At 61.8% G+C, this 24,607-nt stretch carries 23 protein-coding genes and 1 pseudogene; 11 read left to right on the top strand and 13 right to left on the bottom strand.

Features of this window, described 5'->3' with window-relative positions:
* The first annotated feature begins 6 nt into the window (after window positions 1-6).
* Both P3G66_RS01750 and P3G66_RS01745 read left to right on the top strand, forming a co-directional pair.
* Entirely contained in the window at window positions 7-1,008 is a 1,002-nt protein-coding gene (locus P3G66_RS01750; protein WP_276116103.1) for an ATP-binding cassette domain-containing protein, read from the top strand.
* Window positions 1,005-1,673 carry a methionine ABC transporter permease gene (locus tag P3G66_RS01745; protein WP_042448389.1) on the top strand — a complete coding sequence of 223 codons (669 nt, stop codon included), beginning with the start codon at window positions 1,005-1,007 and terminating at the stop codon, window positions 1,671-1,673. Before P3G66_RS01750 ends, P3G66_RS01745 begins: the two co-directional genes overlap by 4 nt.
* A 4-nt stretch (window positions 1,674-1,677) precedes the next feature.
* Here the strand turns inward: P3G66_RS01745 and P3G66_RS01740 are convergent, their stop codons facing one another.
* Window positions 1,678-2,898, bottom strand: a complete 1,221-nt coding sequence (locus P3G66_RS01740; protein ID WP_276116102.1) for a fatty acid desaturase — start codon at window positions 2,896-2,898, stop codon at window positions 1,678-1,680.
* Here P3G66_RS01740 and P3G66_RS01735 point away from each other — a divergent pair.
* On the top strand, window positions 2,882-4,237 hold the full coding sequence (locus P3G66_RS01735) for an enhanced intracellular survival protein Eis (RefSeq protein ID WP_276116101.1): 1,356 nt from the start codon (window positions 2,882-2,884) through the stop codon (window positions 4,235-4,237). The two genes, P3G66_RS01740 and P3G66_RS01735, sit on opposite strands and share 17 nt — an antisense overlap.
* A 65-nt stretch (window positions 4,238-4,302) precedes the next feature.
* On the top strand, window positions 4,303-4,866 hold the full coding sequence (locus tag P3G66_RS01730; RefSeq protein ID WP_003939753.1) for a GtrA family protein: 564 nt from the start codon (window positions 4,303-4,305) through the stop codon (window positions 4,864-4,866).
* Window positions 4,867-4,902: 36 nt separating this feature from the next.
* Here P3G66_RS01730 and P3G66_RS01725 read toward each other — a convergent pair whose 3' ends face one another.
* A complete protein-coding gene (locus tag P3G66_RS01725; RefSeq protein ID WP_223304510.1) occupies window positions 4,903-5,061 on the bottom strand; it encodes a hypothetical protein in 159 nt (52 codons plus the stop codon).
* Window positions 5,062-5,116: 55 nt separating this feature from the next.
* On the opposite strand from P3G66_RS01725, the gene P3G66_RS01720 reads away from it, so the two are divergent.
* Window positions 5,117-6,238: a tyrosine-protein phosphatase gene (locus tag P3G66_RS01720; protein ID WP_082239179.1), complete on the top strand. Its 1,122-nt coding sequence runs from the start codon at window positions 5,117-5,119 to the stop codon at window positions 6,236-6,238.
* A gap of 65 nt (window positions 6,239-6,303) precedes the next feature.
* Here P3G66_RS01720 and P3G66_RS01715 read toward each other — a convergent pair whose 3' ends face one another.
* Genes P3G66_RS01715 through P3G66_RS01705 form a run of 3 tightly spaced genes read right to left on the bottom strand, consistent with a single transcriptional unit; the run spans window position 6,304 to window position 9,712 of the window.
* Window positions 6,304-7,185 carry an LLM class F420-dependent oxidoreductase gene (locus tag P3G66_RS01715; protein WP_276116100.1) on the bottom strand — a complete coding sequence of 294 codons (882 nt, stop codon included), beginning with the start codon at window positions 7,183-7,185 and terminating at the stop codon, window positions 6,304-6,306.
* Window positions 7,182-8,012: an SDR family NAD(P)-dependent oxidoreductase gene (locus P3G66_RS01710; protein ID WP_276116099.1), complete on the bottom strand. Its 831-nt coding sequence runs from the start codon at window positions 8,010-8,012 to the stop codon at window positions 7,182-7,184. Before P3G66_RS01710 ends, P3G66_RS01715 begins: the two co-directional genes overlap by 4 nt.
* Window positions 8,009-9,712, bottom strand: a complete 1,704-nt coding sequence (locus P3G66_RS01705; protein WP_042448397.1) for an AMP-binding protein — start codon at window positions 9,710-9,712, stop codon at window positions 8,009-8,011. Before P3G66_RS01705 ends, P3G66_RS01710 begins: the two co-directional genes overlap by 4 nt.
* Before the next feature lie 182 nt (window positions 9,713-9,894).
* Between P3G66_RS01705 and P3G66_RS01700 the strand changes: the two genes are divergently transcribed.
* The 4 genes from P3G66_RS01700 to P3G66_RS01685 are packed head-to-tail and all read left to right on the top strand — an operon-like array spanning window position 9,895 to window position 13,444.
* Window positions 9,895-11,556, top strand: a complete 1,662-nt coding sequence (locus P3G66_RS01700) for a class I adenylate-forming enzyme family protein (protein ID WP_007732670.1) — start codon at window positions 9,895-9,897, stop codon at window positions 11,554-11,556.
* Window positions 11,553-12,023: a nuclear transport factor 2 family protein gene (locus P3G66_RS01695; protein ID WP_042448401.1), complete on the top strand. Its 471-nt coding sequence runs from the start codon at window positions 11,553-11,555 to the stop codon at window positions 12,021-12,023. Before P3G66_RS01700 ends, P3G66_RS01695 begins: the two co-directional genes overlap by 4 nt.
* Before the next feature lie 13 nt (window positions 12,024-12,036).
* Entirely contained in the window at window positions 12,037-12,933 is an 897-nt protein-coding gene (locus P3G66_RS01690; RefSeq protein WP_042924820.1) for a TIGR03619 family F420-dependent LLM class oxidoreductase, read from the top strand.
* A gap of 1 nt (window position 12,934) precedes the next feature.
* Window positions 12,935-13,444, top strand: a complete 510-nt coding sequence (locus P3G66_RS01685) for a nuclear transport factor 2 family protein (protein ID WP_042924821.1) — start codon at window positions 12,935-12,937, stop codon at window positions 13,442-13,444.
* 8 nt (window positions 13,445-13,452) lie between these two features.
* Here P3G66_RS01685 and P3G66_RS01680 read toward each other — a convergent pair whose 3' ends face one another.
* Window positions 13,453-14,643, bottom strand: coding sequence for a hypothetical protein (locus P3G66_RS01680; RefSeq protein ID WP_276116098.1), 1,191 nt, complete (start codon window positions 14,641-14,643; stop codon window positions 13,453-13,455).
* Between the two features lie 157 nt (window positions 14,644-14,800).
* Here P3G66_RS01680 and P3G66_RS01675 point away from each other — a divergent pair.
* A pseudogene (locus P3G66_RS01675) lies at window positions 14,801-16,292 on the top strand (DUF222 domain-containing protein).
* Window positions 16,293-16,332: 40 nt separating this feature from the next.
* Here P3G66_RS01675 and P3G66_RS01670 read toward each other — a convergent pair.
* Window positions 16,333-16,488 (bottom strand): hypothetical protein, encoded by a 156-nt coding sequence (locus P3G66_RS01670; protein WP_003940615.1) that lies wholly within the window; start codon window positions 16,486-16,488, stop codon window positions 16,333-16,335.
* A gap of 135 nt (window positions 16,489-16,623) precedes the next feature.
* Here P3G66_RS01670 and P3G66_RS01665 point away from each other — a divergent pair, with 135 nt between their 5' ends.
* Window positions 16,624-17,448 carry a mycofactocin-coupled SDR family oxidoreductase gene (locus P3G66_RS01665; RefSeq protein ID WP_276116097.1) on the top strand — a complete coding sequence of 275 codons (825 nt, stop codon included), beginning with the start codon at window positions 16,624-16,626 and terminating at the stop codon, window positions 17,446-17,448.
* 31 nt (window positions 17,449-17,479) lie between these two features.
* Here P3G66_RS01665 and P3G66_RS01660 read toward each other — a convergent pair whose 3' ends face one another.
* The 6 genes from P3G66_RS01660 to P3G66_RS01635 all read right to left on the bottom strand — a co-directional run bounded on the left by P3G66_RS01660 (window position 17,480) and on the right by P3G66_RS01635 (window position 24,454).
* Window positions 17,480-18,268 carry a glucose 1-dehydrogenase gene (locus P3G66_RS01660; RefSeq protein WP_007732675.1) on the bottom strand — a complete coding sequence of 263 codons (789 nt, stop codon included), beginning with the start codon at window positions 18,266-18,268 and terminating at the stop codon, window positions 17,480-17,482.
* A 78-nt stretch (window positions 18,269-18,346) separates the two neighbouring features.
* Window positions 18,347-18,997, bottom strand: coding sequence for a PaaI family thioesterase (locus tag P3G66_RS01655; RefSeq protein WP_003940283.1), 651 nt, complete (start codon window positions 18,995-18,997; stop codon window positions 18,347-18,349).
* Window positions 18,997-19,866, bottom strand: a complete 870-nt coding sequence (locus P3G66_RS01650) for a MaoC/PaaZ C-terminal domain-containing protein (RefSeq protein WP_007732676.1) — start codon at window positions 19,864-19,866, stop codon at window positions 18,997-18,999. The genes P3G66_RS01655 and P3G66_RS01650 overlap by 1 nt, the downstream gene beginning before the upstream one ends.
* Window positions 19,866-21,068: a lipid-transfer protein gene (locus P3G66_RS01645; RefSeq protein ID WP_003940027.1), complete on the bottom strand. Its 1,203-nt coding sequence runs from the start codon at window positions 21,066-21,068 to the stop codon at window positions 19,866-19,868. The genes P3G66_RS01650 and P3G66_RS01645 overlap by 1 nt, the downstream gene beginning before the upstream one ends.
* A 7-nt stretch (window positions 21,069-21,075) precedes the next feature.
* On the bottom strand, window positions 21,076-23,256 hold the full coding sequence (locus tag P3G66_RS01640; protein WP_007732680.1) for an acyl-CoA dehydrogenase: 2,181 nt from the start codon (window positions 23,254-23,256) through the stop codon (window positions 21,076-21,078).
* A 34-nt stretch (window positions 23,257-23,290) separates the two neighbouring features.
* Complete coding sequence (locus P3G66_RS01635) at window positions 23,291-24,454, bottom strand: steroid 3-ketoacyl-CoA thiolase (RefSeq protein ID WP_007732681.1); 1,164 nt, start codon at window positions 24,452-24,454, stop codon at window positions 23,291-23,293.
* Window positions 24,455-24,607: the final 153 nt, after the last annotated feature.

Genomic DNA, 24,607 nt, shown 5'->3' with positions numbered 1-24,607 from the left:
CCCGTCATGGTCTTCTCGATCGAATCGGTCTCCAAGGAATACCGCAGCGGCACAAAGGTTCTGCATGCACTCGATTCCGTATCCCTGAAAATCGAAGACGGCGAAATCTTCGGCATCATCGGCAAGAGCGGCGCCGGCAAGTCGACTTTGCTGCGCTGCCTCAACCTGCTCGAACGCCCGACCAGTGGCCGGATTCTGTTGGGCGACACCGATCTGACCGCGCTGAGTCCAGCGCAACTGCGCGACACACGCAAGCGGATCGGGGTCGTGTTCCAGCATTTCAACCTGCTGCATTCCCGTTCGGTCGCCGCCAACATCGCCTTCCCTCTCGAAGTGGCGGGATACTCGCGGGCAGATCGACGTGCCCGCGTCGACGAGCTGATCGAGTTGGTGGGCTTGGAAGACCGACGTGACGCCTTCCCCTCGCAACTGTCCGGCGGCCAGAAACAACGCGTCGGCATCGCGAGAGCCTTGGCGGCTTCACCCGACGTCCTCCTGTGCGACGAGGCCACGAGCGCCCTCGACTCGGACACAACCGATTCGATCCTCGACCTGCTCGCCGATCTCAATCGACGACTCGGTGTGACCATTGTTCTGATCACCCACGAGCTCAACGTGGTTCGACGGATCTGCCATCGCGCTGCGCTGATCGATCAGGGCCGCATCGTCGACGAGGGAACGCTCACCGAACTGGTCGCAGACCCGGACTCACCCCTCGGAGAGGCGCTACTGCCGACCGGAACGGTACGAACGTCCACGACCGGAATTCCGGCGCTCCTCACCTTTGTCGATTCACTGTCCACCTCACCCGTGATTTCCCAACTCTCACGAGATCTCGACGTCGACGTCACCGTGATCTCCGGCGGTATCGAGGACATCGGATCCCATCAGGTCGGTCGCCTTCGCGTGGAGTTCGCCTCACACACGGGACTCGTCAGCAACGAAGAGACAAGAAAGTCTGTCGAAGAACATCTTTCGCAGCGCGAAGTGAAGGTGACGTTCTCATGAACAAGACGTCCTGGCAGGATTCCCTGGGCGAAGCATGGGAAGCCCTACTCGACACGCTCTACATGGTCGGTGTCTCGTTCGTGCTCACCGTGATCATCGGTATCGCTCTCGGTGTTCTGTTGCACGCGAGCGCGCCCGACGGAATCCGTCCCAACCGCGTCCTCAATTCGGTTCTGGGCACCGTGGTGAACGTCGGCCGTTCGCTGCCGTTCGTCATCTTGTTGGTGCTCCTCATCCCGGCAACGAGGGCGATCGTCGGAACAGCGCTCGGCGCCACGGCAGCGATCGTCCCGCTGACCATCGGTTCGGTGCCCTTCTTTGCGCGCGTCGTCGAGAACGCCTTGCGTGAAGTCGATTCCGGACGCGTCGAGGCAGCGCGGTCCATGGGCGCCACCGACAAAGACATCATCACCAAGGTGCTACTGCCCGAATCCGTTCCGGGATTGGTAGCAGGAGCAACCCTGACGGCGGTGATGCTGATCGGCTTCTCGGCCATGGCAGGTGCCATCGGCGCCGGTGGACTCGGCGACTTCGCAATCAAGTACGGCTACCAACGATTCAACACACCGGTGCTGTTCGTCGCAGTCGTGATCTTGATCGTGCTGGTGCAGGCAATCCAGTCGACCGGCGATCTCGTGGTTCGTTCAATGGCGCACAAGCGGTAACTGATCAGCTCGAGACCATCGCGATCGCTGTTCGCAGTCCGCGCCGCTTACCCGTCTGCGGATCGACGCCGAACACTTCCTTGATTCCGCCTCGGATGCGGAACTTCAACTCCGAGTGCGTCTCCGGAGCGTCGTCCTGGGAAGCCGAGAGAAACCTGTTGGGCAGCGACAACTTCCAGATGGTGCGCAGAGTCAATCCGTACTGCTTCCACAGCGGCCCGGTCGTGTACGGGAGGTGGTACTTGTCACACAAGTCCCGCAGCGGCACCGCGATTTCCGAGTACCGATTGCTCGGCAGATCCGGGAAGCAGTGATGCTCGATCTGGTAGCAGAGGTTGCCGCTCATGAAGGCCATGACGGGACCGGCATGAAAGTTGGCAGAGCCCAGCATCTGTCGTAGGTACCACTGAGCGCGCGATTCGTTCTCGAATTCCTCGAGCGTGAACTTCTCGGCACCGTCGGGAAAGTGCCCGCAGAAGATGACGGCGTAACTCCAGTAGTTTCGGATGAGGTTCGCAACGACGTTCGCCGTCAACGTGGTCTTCCACGCGGGGCCGGTCAGGGCGGGGAACAGGATGTAATCCTTCGCCACCTGACGCGCGATCTTCTTACCGACGTCCTTGGCCATCTCCGATTTCTCGGACCACTTCACCTCACCCTTGCGGAGTTTGTCCGTTTCGAGGTGATGCAGTGCCACTCCCCACTCGAAGAGGGTCGCGAGCACAAAATTCGTGATCGGTTGAAAGAGGTAGTCGGCGTGCCACTTTTGATCGCGCGTGACGCGCATGATTCCGTAGCCCACGTCGTTGTCCAGTCCGACGATGTTGGTGAACTTGTGATGGGTGAAGTTGTGCGAGTGCTTCCATCCCGAGGACGGGCAGGTGTTGTCCCACTCCCAGTTGCTCGAGTGAATCTCGGGATCGTTCATCCAGTCCCACTGGCCGTGGATGATGTTGTGGCCGAGTTCCATGTTCTCGATGATCTTGCCGACCCCCAGGAGCGCAGTCCCCAGAATCCAGGCAGGCTTCTTCTTGCTGGCGAACAAGACGATGCGGCCGGCCACCATCAGAGAGCGCTGAAACGCGATCGTCCGCTGGATGTATCGAGCGTCGTGCGCGCCGCGCTTCTCCTCGATGTCGAGCCGAATGGCATCCAGCTCGCGCCCGAGTGCCTCGACGTCTTCCTCGGTCAGATGGGCATATTCCTTGATGTCGGTGATCGCCACAGTGTTTCTCCGTATCGGTTTTCTCCGTGCCGCAGGACTGGTCCGTCGGGCGGTACCCCTGGGAGCCGGTGCGGAAACGTCAGCCCCGATATTCATGTGCGTCTTCACGCAATCTATGCCAAAGTCGATATACGTGAGCCCCGAAAACAAGATCACCATCCGCACCGCTACCGAGAGCGACTGGCCGGCTCTCCAACTACTCGACTCGGTGGGGTTCGGTTTTCACCCGTCTCCCGCGGTCAGCGAACTGACGAAGGCGCTCTACAAGCCCGAGGACATCATCCTCGCCGTCGACGGTGACCTACCCGTCGGCGTGGCCATCGAAATCGACATGGAATTCACCGTGCCCGGCGGACGCCAACTCCCCACGCGCGGAATCACCTGGGTATCCGTCGCCCCGACTCACCGTCGACGTGGTGTCCTACGCTCGATGTTCACTGCACTTCACGCCCACATCGAGTCGACCGGAGCACCACTTGCGGCCCTGACGGCCAGCGAGGCCGGCATCTACAACCGCTTCGGATACGGCCCGGCCACCTTCAGCGAAGGCATCACCCTCGATCGCCGCTTCGCACGATTCCGCCCCGAGGTGCCCGACAATGGTGGCGTGTCCATCGTCGACATCAAAGCTGCCTCGACGCTTCTTCCCGAGATCTACGACCGCTGGCGGCTGCAGACACCCGGCGCTCAGGTCCGTCCGCAACCGCTCTGGGACCATATGTTCGCCGACCCGTCCGAGGATCGTGACGGCGCCTCCGGACTGTTCTTTCTGACACACGCGGACGGATACATCGCTTACCGGCACACGAGCGAGGGCCGCGACAGCATCGCCCGGATCGACGAGTTCGTGACGATCACCGAAGATGCGCACGCGGCGCTGTGGCGCACGATCTGCGGCCTCGACCTCGTCACCCGGATCGAGACACGCCAGCATCCTGCCGATCCACTCCGGCTGATGCTCACGGACTACCGCCTTGCCCGGACGACGACGCGCTCCGATCGACTGTGGCTGCGCATCATGGACGTTCCCGCGGCTCTCGAGGCTCGTGAATATGCTGCTGACCTGGACACAGTCATCAAGGTCGAAGATCCGTTCCTGAAGGCCGGCGGAACCTTCGCACTTCAGGTCAAGGACGGCAAGGCCACCTGTACGGCCACTGACGCGGTGCCTGCGATCACGATGCCCTCTGATGTCCTGAGCAGCTTGTACCTGGGCGAGCACCAGGCCAAGACCTTCGCGGCGGCGCACCGACTCCACGCGTCCGATCCGCAGGAGATCCTGAATTTCGACTTCGCTTTCAACGCGCAGAAGCACGCAATTCTCGGGTACGGATTCTGATGATCTTGCCGACACGGGCATCGACGATTTGTGCCCTCGGTCGTATTCAGGGTTAGCCTCGAACAATGGCGTTTGTCGAAAAGATGGTCAATAGGCTTCCTGAGCGGGTTCTCGTGCGCGTCCTGCCGCACGCAGAAATGCTCAAGTTCCTGGTGGTCGGCGGCATCGCCTTCATCGTCACCACGGTGCTGTTCTTCGGCATCAAGTGGACGGTTCTGCCTCAGCACCCGGTGACGGCCAACATCCTTGCGGTCCTGATCGCGACGGTTCTGTCCTACGTCCTCAACCGCGAATGGTCGTTTGCGCAGCGCGGTGGTCGACAGCGCCATCACGAGGCCGCTCTGTTCTTCATCGTCGCGGGTATCGGTTTGGCCATCAACCAGGTACCACTCTGGACCTCCCGGTACGTGTTCCATCTGCGTCAACCCGAGGTGTCGGTGTTGATGGAAAACTTCGCGGACTTCATCAGCGGATCGATCATCGGGACCCTGCTGGCGACGGCCTTCCGCTGGTGGGCCATGCGTCGGTACGTCTTCCCCGAAGAAGCCACCGACAGCCAGGTCGTTCTCGACATCGAAGCGACTCCCGGCACCAAGACGCCGACAACCGACGCCACCGCCCTCGACTGACTCCCGGATCGACGCACCCGATCGCTCGCGCTTCGATCAGAGTTCGTCGATTGCGATCAACCCGTCCTGCAGCGCTCGCGCAAGCAGTGCCATCTTTGTCGGCGCGATGCTCCTGAACGGGCTGGCCCATCCCTGATCATCATCGGCGACAAGCACTCCAGCCTGCAGTTTTCCCGCTCTGCACAACACGGTCACGACACAGTGATCACTGGTGCGTAGCCTCCGATTTCCAATTGGATTCGGAGGACCCATGGCTACTTGCAAAACTCGAGTTCTTGCGCTGTCGGCGGCAGGACTCATGCTCGTACTCGGCGCATGCAGCAAGGCCGAGTCGGCGAAAACGCCGACCGACCTCGACGTGACATCAGCGTCCGCCGGACACTACTCGCTGGTCTGGGAACACGGCGGCTCGGAAAAGGTGCGTGTATTCGCCGCCACCGACCCGAAAAACCCAGCCGCAGAAGGAAAGGAAATTGGCACGGTCGACGGCTTCTCCACTGAGGTCGACGGCCTCGACCCACTGTCACGCTGGTACTTCGAGGTCATAGACGAGGACGGCACTTCCACCATCGCGTCAACCCGCCACGTGACGCTGCAGGGCGCAGCCAACGTGCGTGATGTCGGCGGATACGAGACAGCCGACGGCCGATCAGTCAAGTGGGGCCTGGTTTTTCGTGGCGACCGCTTGAGCGATCTGACTGCTGACGATCAACAAACGATCGAGAACGCAGGCATCCGGACCGTTGTCGATTTCCGAGGTGACAGCGAGATCGCAAAGGACGGAGCAGACAAGGTTCCCGCGAACGTGAAAGTGGTCAACACGGCAGTCCTGGATGCCGGCACTCAGGCTCTTGCCACAGCGATTACGAGTGCCCTGAAATCTGGTGACCCTGCAATCGTGGAGCAGGTGCTCGGGGGCGGTGAAGCCGTCCGGATCAGCGACACCGGCGCCGTCGACCAACTGTCCAAGCCTGACGGAATGGCCGGGTATTCCCAAGCCCTACGGACCATCGCCGATTCCGAGTCCGCAGTCGCTTACCACTGCACGGCAGGCAAAGACCGCACTGGACTGATGACAGCTCTACTTCTCGGCATTCTGGGTGTTCCTGACAAGACCATCGTCGACGACTTCGTCCTGTCGAACACCTACAACAAAGCCAAGAACGAACAGACCTACACGTTTCTGTCTTCGAAAGGAATCGATGTCGATCTGTTGAAACCGTTGATGGAGCAGCGTCCCAGCCAGATTCAGCCAGTACTCGACAAGATTCGCGACCAGTTCGGTGGGTGGGAGAAGTTTTCGCAGGACGTGCTGAAACTTGACGCCGACACGATCGCAAAGCTCCGGAGCAAATTGCTGACCAAGCAATAACTGATCGACGTTCCGACAGCAATGACCGGCAGCCGCTCCGATGGCTGCCGGTCACGCCCGCACTCCTAGTTACTCAGCCCCAGCCGCTTCGAGCATTCGGCCATTTCGTCGATGATCAGTTCCAGCGACGTGCCACGACGACTGGCGGACAGCACGATTCGATCGGCTCCCAACCCGCGTGCCCACTCGAGTTTCGCTTCGTCGAGCCTGGGCAGTGTCGCACCGAGTACCAGCGTGACGTCGGCAGGATCTCGATCTGCCTTCACCGCAGCAGCTTTCATCGCTGCTACGGCCTTGTCGAGATCTTCACCGGCCAGTCCCAGCGGCTGGAAACCGTCACCCAACCGGCCTGCTCGCCGAGCAGCAGCGAGACTGTGTCCACCGATGTAGAGCGGAACTCCGGATTCGCGGTGCGGCTTCGGCCAGCTGTACGCACCCTTGAACGAGAAGTAATCGCCGTCGAAATCGACTGCTTCCTTGCCCGCCCAGAGTGAACGCATCACCGCGATGGCCTCATCGGCTACCTTGCCGCGGCGCTCGAAGTCACCGCCGCACGCCTCGATCTCTTCCTTCATCCACCCCAGGCCGAGGCAGATGCGCAATCGCCCACCGGAAAGGCGATCGAGCGTCGCCAATCGTTTGGCGAGCACTACCGGATTGTGATTGGGCAGCACCAGAACTCCAGTGGACAAGCCCAAAGTGGTTGTGGCACCCGCCACGAACGAAAGCAGTTCGAGCGGATCCGGGATGTCGCAGTCATCGGGAAGATGCGATTTTCCGGTCGGAGAATAGGGGTACTCGCTCTCGGTGTCGGCGATGACCACCGAGTGCTCCACTGCCGAGATCTCGTCGAAACCCAGCGACTCGGCCGCACGGGCGAATTGCAGAATCCAATCAGGGTCTCCGCTTCGACCCAGTTCGACCGGAACGACCACGCCGAGCTTCATACCGTTTCCTCCAGTGTCGCCATCAATTTCGGACCATCCACGACGCGACCGAGGTACCGGTCCGCATCGGGATCTGTTGCAAGCCACACCGCCGCTGCAGCGGGTACGGATGCCGGTGTGGCCGCAAATCCGGCGTCCACGATTGCGTCCGCGCCACCACGGGCTTTCCCTGATTCCGTGATGACAAATCCCGGACTCAGGTTGAACGCTTTGATTCCGGCGTCTCGGTACTCGGAGTTGATCGCTCCGGCAATACGTCCGAACGACGCCTTCGACGCGGCGTACGACAGACCCCAACCACCCTCGCCGGGAGGCGCAGGCGGATCCATGGTCGCCGAGCCCGATGCCAGATTGACCACTACGCCGTTGCCGCTCTTGATCATCGACGGGAGTATCACCTGGACCAGAGCGAGTTGGTGCAGATAATTCCCGATCGCCATCGCCTGAGCGTCGTCGATCTCGATGTCGAGCACCCGGTCCATGTTTCCGACAGTCTGCGCATAGGCGTTGTTCACCAGCACGTCGACACGTCCCCACTCGGCCAGCACCCGTTCACCGGCGCCGCGGACGGATGCCAGATCGAGCAGGTTCATCGGAACGGCCAATGCGCGCACACCGAAGGACTCGATCTCGGCAACCGTCGTCTCCAGGCTGCCGGGCACCGGAATCATTTGCTCGCCTTGCCTCGTTCGCGGGGCTGCCCGCCCCTCTCCTTCACGAACGGTGCGAGCAGTGATTGCAACGTCGAATCCGGCACGCGCGAATGCCAGCGCGCACTCTCGGCCGATCCCCCGGGAAGCGCCGGTCACCAGCGCAACTTCACTCACAGGAACCGCGTGCGGCCGTGCGTCTCGAACTCCTTCTCCAGGTTCACCACGTCAGCTTCGGTCATCAACGTGTATTCGGGAGTGCCTCGGCCCACCCAGTGGAACACTGGTTCGTCGGTCCGCCAGCGATCGGCTTGAAGTTCACGTTTGAGTACCTTGTTGGAGCCCGTGACGGGCAGGTCGGTCGAAACGCGAACAAATCGTGGCGCTGCCTTGGTACCCAGATCCGCCTGCGCGGCAAGGTAGTCGGCGAACTCGACCGGATCGAAATCGGCGAGATCGGCGACCTCGATCGCAGCCATGACCTGATCACCCGAACGCGGATCCGGTACCGCGAAGACACCCGTGGCAATCACTTTGGGGTGCCGACGCAGGATGTGCTCGATCATCAAAGCCGAGGTGTTCTCACCGTCGACGCGGATCCAGTCGCCCTTGCGTCCCGCGAAGTAGATGAAGCCGGCCTCGTCGACGTAGCCGAGATCGCCTGTCCAGTACCAACCGTGGCGAATCTTCTCGGCGATCGCGTCTTCGTTCTTGTAGTACCCCTCGAACTTCTTCGATCCGGCCTTGTCGACCATCTCGCCGATGGATTCGTCGGGGTTCAGCACGTGACCGTGCTCGTCGAGAATTGCGCGGGGTCGCTCTTCGCGCGTATCGGGATCGACGATGACGATGTTCTCGCTCGCGGGACGGCCCAGCGCTCCGGCAGGTTGGTTCGGATCGAGCACTACTGAACCGGCACCTTCACTCGAACCGTATCCCTCGAAAAGTTGTGCACCGAAACGACGGATGAACTCTGCCTTGTCCCCCGGCGACGCCTCGGTCCCGAAGCCGTGGGTGAGGGTGTTCTCGATGTCGTCGGGCAGTTCCGGCGTCGCCATGAGATACCCCAAGGCCTTACCGACGTAGGTGAAATATGTTGCGCCGTAGAACCGAACGTCCGGCATGAATCCCGAGGCCGTGAACTTACGAACGAGGCAGACCGTAGCTCCCTGCGAAAGGGCCGGCGCCCACAGCGCCATCAACGCGTTGCCGTGGAAGAGCGGCATGCAGCAGTAGCAGACGTCGTCGCGGTCGATGTCGTACTTGGCGCAGTTCGCGTAGGCCAACCGCGTCAGACGCCCCTGGCTGCACCGCACTGCCTTGGACATTCCGGTGGTGCCCGAGGTGAAGAGAAGCAAGAACAGCGTCGACGCGTCGACACCGAGGTCGATCTGAGGCGACTCGACGTGATGTGCTGCAATCTTGTCCGGGTACGACGCGTCGTCGACGAGGACGAAACGATCTTCGGTCAGCCCGAGGTCCAGGCCGGCAAGCTTCTCGTAGCCTGCTTTGTCGGTGACGATCAGCTGGCAGTCGACGTACCGGACCTCAGCCTCGAGTTCAGCTCCACGCCTGGTCGGATTGATGCCGACGATCGTGGCCCCGGTCAGGGCCGCGCCGCCGAGCCAGAACAGGAACTCCGGATCGTTCTCGAGAAGTACTCCGATGTGAAACGGTCCGGGCGCGCGAAGCGACTTCGCCAGCGAGCCGCGCGCTGCGCTCTCGCGCACCACCTCGTCCCAGCTCCAGTCCTGCGTCCGCGTCCGCAGGCCCAGGTGCTGATCACCGAGACGGTCGATCAACATCTGCGCGACGTCCTCGCGCTGAGGAGCTGCAAGAGCTGCATTCGAAGATGCTTCGGTGGCGGTGTTCGTCATCGTGTCCTGTGTCCTAGTCGATATCGGAATGTCGATTACTCCAACTGCGATACGACTCGAACGTATCGACGCCTCAGAGCCGGAACGGTCCCAGTCTCGCTCAGTGGTAACCGCCGCCACAGATATGATTTTCTCGTGAGATTTTGTGACGTGAAAAGCGCCACAATACGAAAGGCCATTCCATGACTGCCCCCGCAGATCCGCAGTTGCTTCTGGACCAGGCGGTCTCACGCCTCACCGGTCCAGGTGGGCCATTCGAGATCGTCGAAGAAGAGGTTCTCGGCACCGTCATGCCTGTGATGAAGAACCGCGGTCACGCCATCGGTGAACTGATCTCGGCATCTCGCGCCTGGGGCGACGGCGACTATCTCGTCACCAGCGATCGTCGAATCTCGTTCACCGAGCATGCCGATTCCGTTGCCGCGCTGGCAACTGCTCTGCGGGACAAGTACGGAGTCCGCAAGGGCGACCGTGTGGGCATCCTCGCTGCCAACACTCCCGAATGGGTCATGACGTTCTTCGCGACGCAGGCGCTCGGCGCGATCGCAGTCGGTCTCAACGGTTGGTGGGTTCCGCGCGAGGTCACCCACGGGATCGAGCTCTCACGTCCGAAGGTTCTGGTCGTGGACGCCAAGCGCGGCGCCGCCCTCCCCGAACTGCCGGCAGACATCACGGTCCTCACCATGGAAGAGGATCTGCCCGCGCTCATCGCGGAATATGCAGGCTCCGACGTGCCGAGCACCGACATCGACGAGGACGACCCTGCCGTCATCTTGTTCACCAGTGGTACCAGCGGCCGCCCCAAGGGCGCACTCCATTCGCACCGCAACGTGATGGCCGTCGTCGACTACCACAAGTACAGCGACGCGATCGGCGCCGCATTCACCGGCCGTGAGTACGACGCTTCCAAGCCGAGCCCACTGCGTTATCTACTCACCTCCCCGCTCTTCCACATCGCCAGCCTTCACAATCTGGTGGTTCCCCGTCTCGCGACGGGCAGTGCCGTCATCCTGACCGAGGGCGGCTTCGACGTCGACAAGGTGCTCGGGTTGGTCGAACGCGAGCGTGTCACCAACTGGGGTGCTGTCCCCACGATGGCATCGCGGCTACTCGAGCACGGCAACATCGCCAAGTACGACGTCTCTTCGCTGACTGCATTCTCGCTGGCATCCGCGCCGTCGTCGCCCGCGTTCAAAGAACGCCTCAAGGAGCAGGTGCCGTTCGCACGCAATGCTCTGGTCGACAGCTACGGCCTCACCGAATGCAGCACCGCCATTGCGGTCGCCGTCGGCGCCGAACTCGAAGAGTTCCCAGGCACTCTCGGGCGTCCGATCATCACCGTCTCGATGGAGATTCGCGATCCCTTCGGCGAATGGCTGCCGGACGGCATCGAAGGTGAAGTGTGCGTACGCAGCCCCTTCGTCATGCTCGGATACTGGGAGAACGACGAGGCGACCGAGTCGGCAATTGCCCCCGGACGCTGGCTCCGCACCGGCGATTTCGGCGTAATCGAGAACGGGCGTCTCCGTCTCACCGGTCGTCGTTCCGACCTGATCCTGCGTGGCGGCGAGAACGTCTACCCCACCGAGATCGAGCAGACGCTCGACGAACACCCCGACGTGATCGAGTGCGCTGTCATCGGCATGCCGCACCCCGACCTCGGCCAGGAAGTGTCCGCCGTGGTTGTCCTGCGTCCCGGAGCCGCCACAACGGAGGCGGAGCTGCGTGATTACGCCGCCGAGCGACTGTCCTACTTCAAGGTGCCGTCGAAGTGGCGCATCACCAGCGATCTGTTGCCTCGCAATGCAACCGGCAAGATGGTTCGGCGCGAGATCACCGTATGACCACGGAGCTGTCACGGATCGTCGCCGAGTCGGCGATCCGTGACCTGCTCTGCGAGTACACGCATCTGATCGATCAGGGCCGATTGCGTGAAGTCGCTGCATTGTTCGCCTCGTCCGACTACGGGCAGTGCGGGCCGGACGGGGTTGCCATCACGCTCATTTCGTCCGACGCCGACGCAGTGTTCGCAGCCTGCAGCGGCTTCATTCGAATGTACGGTGATCCGCCGGTTCCACGAACCAAACATCTGCTGACCAACACGCGAATCGCGGTCGACGGTGAATCAGCGACGGCACTCTCGTACGTCACGGTCATCCAAGGTACCGAAAATCTTGCCCTGCAACCTATTCTGGCGGGGCGCTACTTCGATCGCTTCACCTGCGTCGACGGGTCGTGGCAGTTCAGCTCGAGACTCTTCTGTCTGGACAACATGGGCGAGATGTCCGCGCATGCCAAGCGGGCACTGTAGAGGAACGACGACTGTGGAAATCGGCGTCAACATCTTGGGCCTCGAGGCCCTGTTCGACGGCAAGATTCGCCCGGTTCTGGACTTCGCCGCGCGTGCTGACCGTGCCGGGATCGATCTGATCTGCACCGGCGATCATCTCGGGTTCAATGCCGAAGCACACGCTCAGCGGGTAGCCGAACACAACTTCTTGTTCCCGTTGGATCACCCTTGGTACGAACCGATTTCACTTCTTTCCTCGATCGCCGCAGTGACCGAACGCGCTCGCCTCGGAGTATCGGTTCTGATCGCCACTGTTCGCCCAGCCGCCCTGCTTGCCAAACAGGTTGCAACTCTCGACTCATTGTCCGAAGGTCGAGCCGTCATGGGTTTCGGCGTCGGTTGGCAAGAAGCCGAATACACCGCTACCAACATGCCTTTCGACGCGCGATTCGGGCGCATGGAGGAGGCTGTCGCAGCGTGTCGCGAACTGTGGACCAATGCTCCGGCCACCTTCAAGGGACGCGACTTCGCCTTCGAGAACTACCACAGCCTCCCGCTGCCGATCCAAAATCGCGTACCGGTGCTCTTCGGTTTCGGACCAAGCCGGCGGAACTTCGACCGCATAGCACGCGTCGCCGACGGTTGGACCGTGAACCCGACCGACCTGGGAACGTTCACCGACAGTGTCACATTGCTGCGCAACACGTTCGAAGCCCACGACCGCGAGCCGGATACCGCACGTGTGCAAGTGTCTGCGGCGCCGGTTCGGCGCGACAATCGGTCCGTCGACCTCTCGGCAACCGCTGACAAGGTCCTGGACTGGTCCGACCGCGGCGCGTCTGCCGTGGTGCTTCGGCCTGCCGTATTCGATTGCGCTGCCGAAGAACTACCGGAATTACTCGACTGGATGACCAGCATCAAGGAGGCGTGACATGGACCAGGCACTGCAGGATCTCATCGACAAGCAGGCAATTCGTGAGGTGGTTCTGACGTACTGCCGCGGCATCGATCGCCTCGACTTCGATCTCGTCCGCAGCGCCTACCACCCGGACGCGATCGACCATCACACCGGATTCGACGGCACCATCGACGAGTACATCGCCTGGGCCACAACAAAACTCTCCGCGATCGGCGGCACGATGCACCACATCGGCAACCACCTGGTCGAACTGCACGGCGACCACGCGATCAGCGAGGCATATTCGATGTCCACACACTGGGGCGGGCCCGAAGACATCGGAATGATCAACTTCACCAGTGGTGCGCGGTTCATCGACCACATGGAGCGGCGCGACGGCCGTTGGGCGATCAAGGAGAGATGGGCCGTACGCGAGTGGACTCGCTCGGACGAGGGCCGCTTCGTCAACCCCGAAGGGCCTGGTCCGCGTGGGCGTCGAGATGCCTCGGATCCGCTCACCGCACTACGAAGGTCCCTTGAATAACTTGGGGTTCAGTCTTCGAGGTCGAATTCAACTCGCGCTCTCGCGAACAACATGCGGATATCCTTCCCGAACGTGACTGCTGCCGTTCCCAATGCATTGACCGCTGCGGTCAACGGGTCCGATTCGATCGCGTCGAAAATCGCATTGAGAGCGTAGGACGGGACATGAATATTCCCGTGATCGAACGGATTGGACTCCGGTTGCGACGAATGGTCCACTATCTCGATCTTGACTTCCAACTCCACATTGTCGGTCCCCGCACCGAATTCCTCCTCGTGTAGGTGCTCGAATGCCGTTGTGCGATTTCCGAAGGGTTCCGGAAGTTGTTGTCCCACATGCATAGCGTTGAGGGCCGGACGAACCCAATCCCTGTCGGCTAATCCCGCATGCTCATACGCCTGCACAGCGGCCCAAAACGCGAGTCGACGAAGAGTCGCGACGTTCATGCGGACGACCGCTTCGGCAAGTGGTCGGTCCATACGAGCTAGTTCTTTGCCGGACTGGAATCGTTCGAGTTCAGGCATCGGATCTCCTCCCCACTCCTGCCGCTCTCGTTCAGCAGCTTCGGCGCGGAGGTCACTGATTTGCACAACCCTGGACGGTTCGCCGTTCTCGCCGTAAATCGTTATCCATTTCGACTCGATGTCCCGTTGTGGACGAGGAATCGGTTCAGGTATCGGTTCGTCCACAGGAACGCCATATCCCGGCATGTCCCACTGCAGCGATGGCCGCACCTCGTCACCACCTGCAGGCCACATACGCACCCGCCAAACATCTCCGGGTTCCGTCGATCCGGGCCAGCCGTAGTTTACAAAACCGCGGCCGGCAATCTCGACCAGATATGACCCCTCGGGTACATCACAGACAATGAACTCCCCACCCGGAGGTGAATCAAAGCTGATTGACCCCTGCGGACCAACCGTCAGAAACGACTCACTGACCTGCTGCCATTTCTCGCGATCGGATGTGGGTCGGGAGGACCAGACTTCGACCGTTGTATGCATGTTGAAGTTGTTCTGGTGCGGGCTCAGGACAATCACAACTGTGCCGTCACTGTACGCAGGGCGCGAAGCCATCGCGAGTTCGAGCAGGTCCGTTTCCCTCCCGAAACCGTCATCGTCGCCGTATAAGTAAAACTGTCCATAGTCCATGAAGAGCACAAGCGACTGTTCACTGAGTTTCACCGCGTTGTCTGCCACAAGCCGATACTTACACAGTGGCACGACAATCACGTTCGAGTTTCGAATGAACAGGATCCAAAACGCAAGCACAATAAGCATTTCGGCCGATTCGGACTATTCCGACTGATTTGAGAATTCGGTTCGCATCGAACACACATTCGAATAGAATGGATGCATGTTCAACCCGACAACAGAGCTCTTCGGTATCTCAGCACAGCTGACCGGTACCGAAACTGATTGTGCGCTGGTTGATCTCATGACCGATCTGCATGCATGCGAGGCGATGCTGGTCGAACGCAAGCTCGCTGTGATTGCCGAGTTCTTTTCGCGGCGAAGCTCGGAGCATGTCGCCAGTGTGGTCGTCGACCGCACACGAGTTGGCGGAGTCGGAAGTCGGTGCGTCACTGACGATGGGTCGCGCGGCTGCCGGCAAGCTGATCGGGTTGGGGTTCTCGTTAAGGACTCGTCTGCATCGCACTCGAGCGGCGATGGCGCGTGGCGAGTTGGATCTGTACCGAGTTGGTTTGATCGATTCCGCGACCGCGAACGTGAAAGACGAATTGATCGACGAGGTGGAACGACTACTGCTCGCGCAGGTTCTCGCCCCACCAGTAGCAGGCGGAACGGGCTTGACGGGAAGGCGACTGACAGCGGCGATCGATCGGATCGTGGCGATGGTGGACCCGGAAGGTATGCGAGAACGCCGACGCCGTGCTCTCACCGATCGCTTCGTCGGGGTCAGCGCTGCCGAGGACGGGATGGCAAAGATCTTGGGAAGCGTTCCGGCAGAGCAGGCTAGGGCATTCGACGGCCGACTACGCGAGTTGGCAGTGTCGGTATGCCGAAACGACTCACGAACGTACGAGCAGCGACGAGCCGACGCGCTCTTCGAGTTGACCAACGGATCACAATTCTTGCCGTGCAACTGTGGCCGAGCTGATTGCCCGCAGGATCGTAGCGGTAGTGTTGTCGTTCGTCGGCCCGTGGTTCACGTCGTGATGACTGATTCCACTCTGCACGGTGGCGGTGAGCCCGCCCACCTCGACGGGTACGGGGTGATCAGCGCTGAGCATGCTCGCGATATCGCCCGTGACGCCGTAATTCGAAACGTCCGCGCACCTGCTGATGACGTCGCAGAGCCGGTGCCTGCTTCGGCGCGCGTCTACCGACCGGGCGCCGTTCTCGAAACCTGGTTACGGATCATCGCGGGCAGCTGCCAATGGCTGCATTGTGATGTCCCGGCCTGGAATTCCGATCTGGACCACAATGAACCGTTCCATCACGGCGACCCCGAATGCGGCGGTAAAACGATCGCGTCGAATATGAGTGCGTTCTGCCGCAACCATCATCGCCTCAAGCATTCCGACCGGTGGCGGTTCACGTCGAACGAGGATCGGACCATGTCGCTGACGTCGCCGACCGGGCATTGTTACCGAACGCGACCCGCAGGATTGATGGCTGGATCGCACGAACCGACACCGCCCCAGGGCGGTCGAAATCGGCGGACCCAGGAGGAGAACAAAGCTGCCCGTATCCAGAGTGAACGCAATCGCCAGCGTCGACGGATACAGAAACGAGCAGAGAAATACGTTCAATGTAGGCAGTGGAAATCACCGCCGGCTCACCGAGAACCCATCGATTTCGGAGACGACCCGCCACCGTTCTGAGATACCGAGCGGTGTCGAGGCGCGCCGACGTGTCGCAGGGTCAGTCTGACGTCGGCTTGGTGCCGTCTTCTGGTGCCGGATCGTCGTCGGCAAGCGGATCTATGGTGTCGACACCTTCGAGGACGGTCAGCTCTTCTTCCGCCTCGGCGAGGAGCCCTTTGGCTTCAGCTTCGACCTTCTTCACCCAATCGGACATCCCGAGCCTCTTCTCTTCCGAAGCGAGTTCCCGCTGTAACTGAACTCAGACTACGTCGCCGGCGACGAATTTCGCCGTCCCCTCGGGTCAGTACTCATGACCGAGTAATCATGATTCACGACGGACGGAGCACGCATGCCCGGACAGTTGGAAGGCAAAACCGCACTGATCACCGGGGCCGCCCGAGGTCAGGGCAGGAGCCACGCCGTGCGATTGGCGCAGGAGGGCGCGAACATCATTGCGCTCGACATCTGCCGTCAGATCGAATCGGTGGCCTACCCGATGGGAACCGCCGACGATTTGCGGCAGACAACAGCAGCGGTCGAGAACCTGGGACGAAGTATCGTCGCGCGAGAAGTGGATGTTCGCGATCTGTCCGCACTGCGAACTGCGGTATCCGAAGGAATTGCGGAGCTGGGCAGCGTCGACATCGTCCTGGCCAACGCCGGTATCGGCATGATGTCCCCGGATATCGACGATGCTCGCGCCTTCCGCGACCAGATGGAGGTCAATCTATTCGGCGTCTGGAATACCGTCCAGGCAGCAGCGCCCGCGATGATCGAACAAGGTACAGGTGGCGCAATAGTCCTGACCGGATCAACTCTGGGACTTGTCGGTCGTGGAGGTGACGGCACCGGCGGATCCGCCGGCTACTGCGCGAGTAAACACGCCATTGTGGGGCTCGGGCGCACGTGGTCGCACTGGCTTGCTCCCCACAATATTCGTGTCAACTCCGTGCACCCGACTGGCGCGAATACACCGATGGTCGTCAACGATGCGGTCGCGAAGCTGTTTGCGGACTCCCCGACATCGAGCGGAGCCGACGTGGGCAACCTCTTGAACGTCGAGTTGATCGAAGCTGCCGAAGTCAGCAACGCGATAGCCTGGCTGGTTTCGGATCAGGCTCGATACGTCACAGGTATCGCGTTGCCGGTCGACGCCGGGTTCACGGCCAAATAGATGCCGGATACACCGGCCGAGTCGCCGTCGATCAGTCGACGGTCGGCGCCCACTGCACGCCGTTGATGTGCCCACCACCGTCGACGAAGAGGGTGTTGCCGGTGACGTAACGGCTGTCGTCACTTGCCAGGAAGGCCGCAACGGGGCCGATGTCGTCGAGGGGATCGCCGATCCGCCCCATCGGGTTCTGTGCGGCCATCACTGCCACGTTCTCCGGATTGGCTTCGGCGACACGCTTGTACGCCGCACTCTGCGCACCGGGACAGATGACGTTGCAGTTCACCTGCTTGGGAGCCCACTCGCGGGCAGCAGTGCGAGTCAGGGTTCGCAATGCTTCCTTCGCCGCGTTGTACTGCACCGAGTACATGTGAGCATTCACGCCGTTGAGGCTGCACATGTTGATCACGCGGCCCGTGCCGTGACGCTCCAGTTCCGGCAGGGCAGCCTGCATCGCCCAGAATGCCGCCATCACTGCCATGTCGAAACCGCCGCGCAATTGCTCGTCGGTCATCTTCTCGAGCCGAGCGAAACCGAAAGTCCGCCAAGCATTGTTGACCAGGATGTCGAGGCGTCCGAACCGCTCGACGGACTTGTCGACCATGGCAACAACCTGAGCTTTGTCAGTGACGTCGGTCCGGACGAATTCCGCCTCCGCGCCCCATTCGTCCCGCAACCACTGGGTGGTTTCGAGGCCCGCCGCCTCGTCGATCTCGGCAACCAACACCGACGCGCCTTCACGCGCGAACGCGCCCGCCACTCCGCGCCCGATGCCCATACCGGCACCGGTGACCACTGCTACACGTCCGTCGAGCTTGCCCACTGGGCCCTCCTTCGTCAGAACCCCTGTGCGCCTTTTTGGTAGTTCCCACTACCAAAAAGGCGCACGGGGGCGAAGCCCCTACCTGGGGCGCGGCACGGTCTTGTCGATGAACAATCCCTCTACCGACACACACAATTCGCCGTCCGCAGTTTTGATCTCACCGACGGTGTGAATCTTGCGGCCGTCCTTGGACAGGAATTTGCCGCTGATCGTGAGTGGCTCGAACAGCGGAGTCGGGCGATGGTACCGAGTGCTCAATTGTGCTGTCATGCCGGAAGTTCCACCCCAGGCGTTCGCGACGCCGAGAACGTGATCGAGCAGCAGCGCCGAAACACCGCCGTGCACATGGCCGGGAGGGCCCTGGTACGGCAGCGTCAACGTGACCACTCCCTGCACCGACCCGTCAGCGAGCCCTTCCAGAACGAGCGGCGGCGCAATGGCGTTCTCGGGGCCGGTCACGGGGTCGTGACGAGTCACGCCCTCACCGTTCCACATGTCGATCAACCGCTCGGCCACCTCGGGTGAGTGCTGTTCGAGATGCTCGGCAATGCTGTTGAGCTCCTCCGCAACCCGGTCCAGATTGGCGTTTCCGCGGTCGGTGCGCAGCATCGCGTCGACAACGCGACGCGCTGCTGCCGTGGCCCGGTCGACCGGGGCGTCCTGCGGCGGCGACGTCAGAATCGTGCCGCCCGGATGTGTCGCTGCTGTGGGGTGCGAACCGAGGTCCATCAGTTGATCTCCATTGTTGCGTGCGTGAGAACCGGGGAGTTCTCGCGTTCGGGGCACGTCGCCGCCAACGTCAGTGTGTTGCCGTCCTGCCATACCGAGGTGGTGATGGATTCGCCGGGGAAGAGCGAACCGGCAAACCGCACCGAGTAGTTCTTCACCCGCGTCGGATCTCCGTCGAGAATCCCGTCTACCACGGCCTTGCAGACGATGCCGTACGACGCGAGGCCGTGCAGAATCGGTGCATCGAAGCCCGCCATCTTCGCGAAGGAGGGATCAGCGTGCAGCGGGTTCATGTCTCCACTGAGTCGGTACACCAGCGCCTGTGAGGGACTCGTGCTCGACGTCAGTACCTTGTCGGGCGCTCGATCAGGCACCCCGGCAACAACTTCGGGCCCGGTGTTGCCGCCGAATCCACCTTCGCCGCGCGCCCAGATCTGCATTCCGGTGGTCCATAACGGATTCCCGTCCAGGTCCTCGGCCGCCGTCTCGAGAACGATCACAGCTGCCTTTCCCTTGTCCCAGACATCGGCGACCCGAGAAGAAATACGGGCAGCACCCGTCGACGGGATGGGCGCGTGAAGTGCCAGCGACTGCCCACCGTGCAGGATCTTTCGCAGATCGATGTCGATTCCCGGCATACTCATCGACGGTGCGGGCAGTACACCCGCCGAAACTCCCTGGCCTGCAACCATTGCAAACGTCGGGAGTACCTTCAGCCCCTTTTCGTACACCCAGGTCAGTTCAGCGGGATCGAGAGCATTCACCCCTGCCCCGAGTCCCAATTGGTAGAGCATGACGTCGCGATCGGTCCACGACGCCTCGCGCACAGTCGGTTCGGCGGCCAACGCCACCTCGAGATCGATAGCCATCAGTTCTCCAAAGTTCCGGCTCGGTAGACCGTCACGACGCACGCGCCGCCCAGTCCGAGGTTGTGTTGCAAGCCAATACGAGCGCCTTCGACCTGCCGCGCATCCGCGGTCCCGCGGAGCTGCCACGTGAGTTCGGCGCACTGCGCCAAGCCCGTCGCGCCCAGCGGGTGTCCCTTCGAGATCAAACCACCCGACGGGTTGACGACCCACTGGCCGCCGTACGTGGTCGCGCCGGATTCGACGAGCTTTCCGCCTTCTCCGACCGCGCACATCCCCAGGCCCTCGTAGGTGATGATCTCGTTGATCGCGAAGCAGTCGTGCAGTTCGATGACGTCGACGTCATCGATGGTGATCCCGGCCTGCGCAAAGACCTGCTCTGCCGCAGCTGCCGTCATCGGCGCGCCGACCACGTCGATCATCGACTTCTCGGCGAACGCTGCCTCGGTGTCAGTGGTCAACGCCTGTGCGACGATTTCGATCGCCCGGTCTTCGAGGCCGTGCTCACGCACGAACTTCTCGCTCACGACGATCGCGGCTCCGGCGCCGTCCGAGGTCGGCGAGCACTGCGAACGTGTCAGCGGCTCGTGAATCATCTTGTCGCCGAGTACCTGTTCGAGGGTGTACTCGTCACGGAACTGTGCGTACGGATTGTTCACCGAATGCTTGTGATTCTTGACCGCCACCGCTGCGATCTGCTCGACCGTGGTGCCGTACTTCTTCATGTGCTCGACGGCAGCGTTACCGAACAGCTGAGCTGTCATCGGCGATCGGGCGAACCCGTAATCCTCGACCATGATCTTCAGCTGAGAGTCCAAGGTCGTGACCTTGGGCATCTCACCGTTACCGGTCAACGCCGTTTTGGTCATCTTCTCGAAGCCGACGGCCAAGGCGCACTCGGCTTGTCCGGCCTGGACCCACTCGCGCGCCATCATCAGCGCCGTCGAGCCGGTCGCGCAGTTGTTGTTGACGTTGAAGATCGGAATGCCGGTCAGACCGGTCTCGTAGAGAGCTCGCTGTCCTGCTGTCGACGCGTTGAACACGTAACCGACCGCAGCACGCTGAATCTGGCCGTAGCCGATCCCGGCATCGGTCAGGGCATTCGAGACGGCTTCGGTCACCATGTCCGGGTATTCCCAGTCGCGGGTCTCGATCTTCTCGAACTTGGTCATGCCGACGCCGATGACGAAGGTGCGATTGCTCATGTGCAGGTCACTTTCCCGGTTCAGGGTCGCGAGGCAGACCCAGGATTCGCTCACCGATGATGTTGAGCTGAACATTGGTTGTACCACCCGCGATGGACATGCACTGCGAGTTCAAGAACATCTGGGTTGCAGACATCCGATGCTGTTCGCCCAGAAGTGAACTCGGTCCGGCCCACTCCATTGCCACGTCCCAGACCTGCTGGATGTGCTCGACACCGATCAGCTTCGCCACCGAGGATTCGGCACCCGGCTGCGCGCCGGTGAGCGAGCGCAGCGTGGTGCGCAGACCGAGCAGACCACCGGATTGCGCGTCGCACAGCACCTTTCCGAGCACGGTCAGCTGCTCGTCGTCGATGCCACCGGGCAGTCCGTCGACCAGGCTCAGAAGAGCCTCGCCACCCGATCCGAGCGACGAGTCGTTGGACAGCGAGACACGCTCGTTGGCCAGCGTGGTGCGAGCGAGCTTCCAGCCGTCGCCTGGCTCGCCGACCAGGCACTCGTCGGGAACGAAGACGTCGTCGAAGAAGACTTCGTTGAACAGTGCTTCACCGGTGATCTCGCGAAGCGGGCGAATGTCGAGGCCGCTGTTCTTGATGTCGATCAGGAAGTAGGACAGACCCTTGTGCTTGGGGGCGTCGGCGTCGGTGCGCGCGAGGCAGATTCCCCAGTGCGCGTCGCGTGCCATCGACGTCCACACCTTCTGGCCCTGCAACTTCCAGCCACCGTCGACCTTGGTGGCCTTTGTACTCAGCGCGGCGAGGTCGGAACCTGCGCCGGGCTCGGAGAAGAGCTGACACCAGACGATGTCGCCGCGCAGTGACGGCGGGACGAACTTGGCGAGCTGCTCTTCGTTGCCGTGCGCGATGAGCGTCGGGATGACCCAGTTGCCGATGATCATGTCGTGCGGCTTGATCTTCGCAGCGCGCAGTTCTTCGGCGATGACCAGCTGGCTGACGGCATCGGCGGATTTGCCCCACGGAGCCGTGAAGTGCGGTGCGGTGTAGCCCTTTTCCGCGAGATACGTTTTCTGGGCGGCGCCTTCGAGTTCGAGTGCAGGAGCGAGCTCGGCTCGGACGTCGGCTCGGATCGCCTCGGCCTCGGGCGGCAGCTCGACGCTGAGCACGCGACGGGTTCCGGCAATGGTCAGCTCGGCAACGCGACGACGCCAGGATGCCGTGGAACCCAGCAGAATTCGCAGGGACTGCGCGCGGCGCAGGTACAGGTGCGCGTCGTGCTCCCACGTGTAGCCGATTCCGCCGAGCACCTGGATGCAGTCACGCGTGACGGAGAAGCCAGCCTCGAGGGCCGTGGCTCCGGCGACGGCTGCTGCGAGAGAAGCCTCTTCGGCACCGACGCCGTTGGCGGGAGTCAGCGCACGCGCAGCGTCCCAAGCGCAGACGCGTGCCTGCTCGGCAAGCGCGAGCATACGTGCAGCCTTGTGCTTGACACCCTGGAACTGGCCGATCGGGCGACCGAACTGCTGACGCACCTTCGCGTAGTCGGCCGACGTCGTGACTGCCCAGTCGGCCAAGCCTGATGCCTCGGCCGCGAACAGTGTTGCGGCAATGTCCAGTACACGCTGGGTATCGATGGTGAGGATCTCGGAATCGGTGAGCACCAAACCGTCGACGGTGACCTCGGAGTTACGACGCACGACGTCGTAGCTGGCCAAGTCCGTGACCTCGAGGCGGTCACGTCCGAGCAGAACGAATCCGCTGTCCGTCGCGAGGAGGAACAGGTCAGCGACATGGCCGCCGAGAATAAGGCTGGACGTTCCGCTGAGGGTGGTGTTGTCGCCGTCGCGGGTGATCTTCAGCGAACCCGGCTGTAGTGCAACAGCTCCGAGCGTGCTGCCATCCACGAGCGTCGGCAGTCTGTCCGTTTCTCCGGCATCACTGAGAACAGCGCTGACCACTACCGTCGGCAGGAACGGTCCGGGAACCATCGAGCGTCCAAGTTCCTCGACGACGATGGCGAGTTCGACCAATCCGTATCCTGCGCCGCCGAATTCCTCGGCTACGTGTAGTCCGAGAAGCCCCTGCTCGGCAAGCCCGTTCCAGAGTTGGGGGCGAGTTTCGACCTTCGCCTCGACGGCTTCACGGACGACGGTGGGTGTTGCGTGACGCGCCGCCCAGCCCCGTACGGAGTCGCGGAGGTCACGATCTTCTTCACTCAATCCAATAGTCATGTCTACCTCGTCAATTCGACAGTGTCAGTACGGGTCAGATGCGTTCGATAATGGTGGCGGTCGAGAGAGCGCCACCGGCGCACATCGTGACCAGAGCCGTCGACTTGTTCGAGCGCTCGAGTTCGTGCAGCGCAGTGGTGATCAGACGAGCGCCCGTGGAACCGACGGGATGTCCGAGCGCGATCGCACCACCGTTGACGTTGACCTTGGACAGGTCTGCGCCGTGAACCTGCGCCCAGGAGAGCACGACCGAGGCAAAGGCTTCGTTGATTTCGACGAGATCGATGTCGTCCAAGGTCATTTTGGCCTTGTCGAGCACCATCTGGGTGGACTCGATCGGTCCGTCCAGGTGATAGAAGGGATCGGATCCGACCATGCCGGACGCGACGATCCGCGCGCGGGGCTTCAATCCCAGTTCCTGTGCGCGCTCTTCGCTCATCAGCAGTACCGCAGCCGCGCCATCACTGATCTGCGACGAGTTGCCGGCGGTGTGGATATGGCCTTCGATGACCGGCTTGAGCCCAGCCAGCGCTTCTGCCGTCGTCTCACGCAGTCCCCCGTCGCGAGTGACAGTGGCGATCTCACCGGTAGGCACGCCTTCCTTGTCCACCACGGGAGCCTTGACGGGCACGATCTCGCGGTCGAAGCGTCCTTCTGCCCAAGCCTGAGCTGCGCGGCGCTGCGATTCCAGACCGAACGCGTCGACGTCGGCGCGCGTGATCCCACGCTTCTCGGCAATTCGCTGCGCGGAGGTGAACTGGTCACCCATGTCGATGGTCCAGTCGTCCGGGTACGGGTTTCCCGTTCCCGGTGCGTTTGCCTGACCCAGGAACACACGGCTCATAGCCTCGACGCCGCAGCCGATACCGGCCGAGATCTGACCAGAAGAAATCAGGCCGGAAATCAAATGCACTGCCTGCTGGGCGGATCCACAGGCGCAGTCGATAGTGGTTGCCGCGGTGCTGTACGGCAATCCGGCGTGCAGCCACGCCTGCCGCGTGACGTTGTTGGACTGCTCACCTGCCTGGGTGACACAGCCGCCGATGATCTGTCCGATGTCTTCCGGTGCGACGCCTGCCCGTTCGAGAACGCCGAGCTGCGCTGCTCCCAGAATCTCGGCGGGGTGCAGTCCCGCCAGGGCGCCGCGACGACGGCCGATCGGTGTCCGAGCGGCCTCGACGATGACTGCATGACCCATGATGTTCGCTCCTTCGTGGAGTTTTCGGTCGGTGAGCTGGCTCACCGTCTATTTTTCTGTAATTTATTCTATTAATGATGTCAGGGCAATGTCCGGATTGACATCAACTCTCAACTGATGCGGATTCAAAAATAGAATTTATTTCAATTTTGC

The sequence above is a fragment of the Rhodococcus sp. C3V genome, assembly GCF_029269915.1.
GTDB lineage: Bacteria > Actinomycetota > Actinomycetes > Mycobacteriales > Mycobacteriaceae > Rhodococcus_F > Rhodococcus_F qingshengii.
This window is presented reverse-complemented; position numbering and strand designations above follow the sequence as displayed.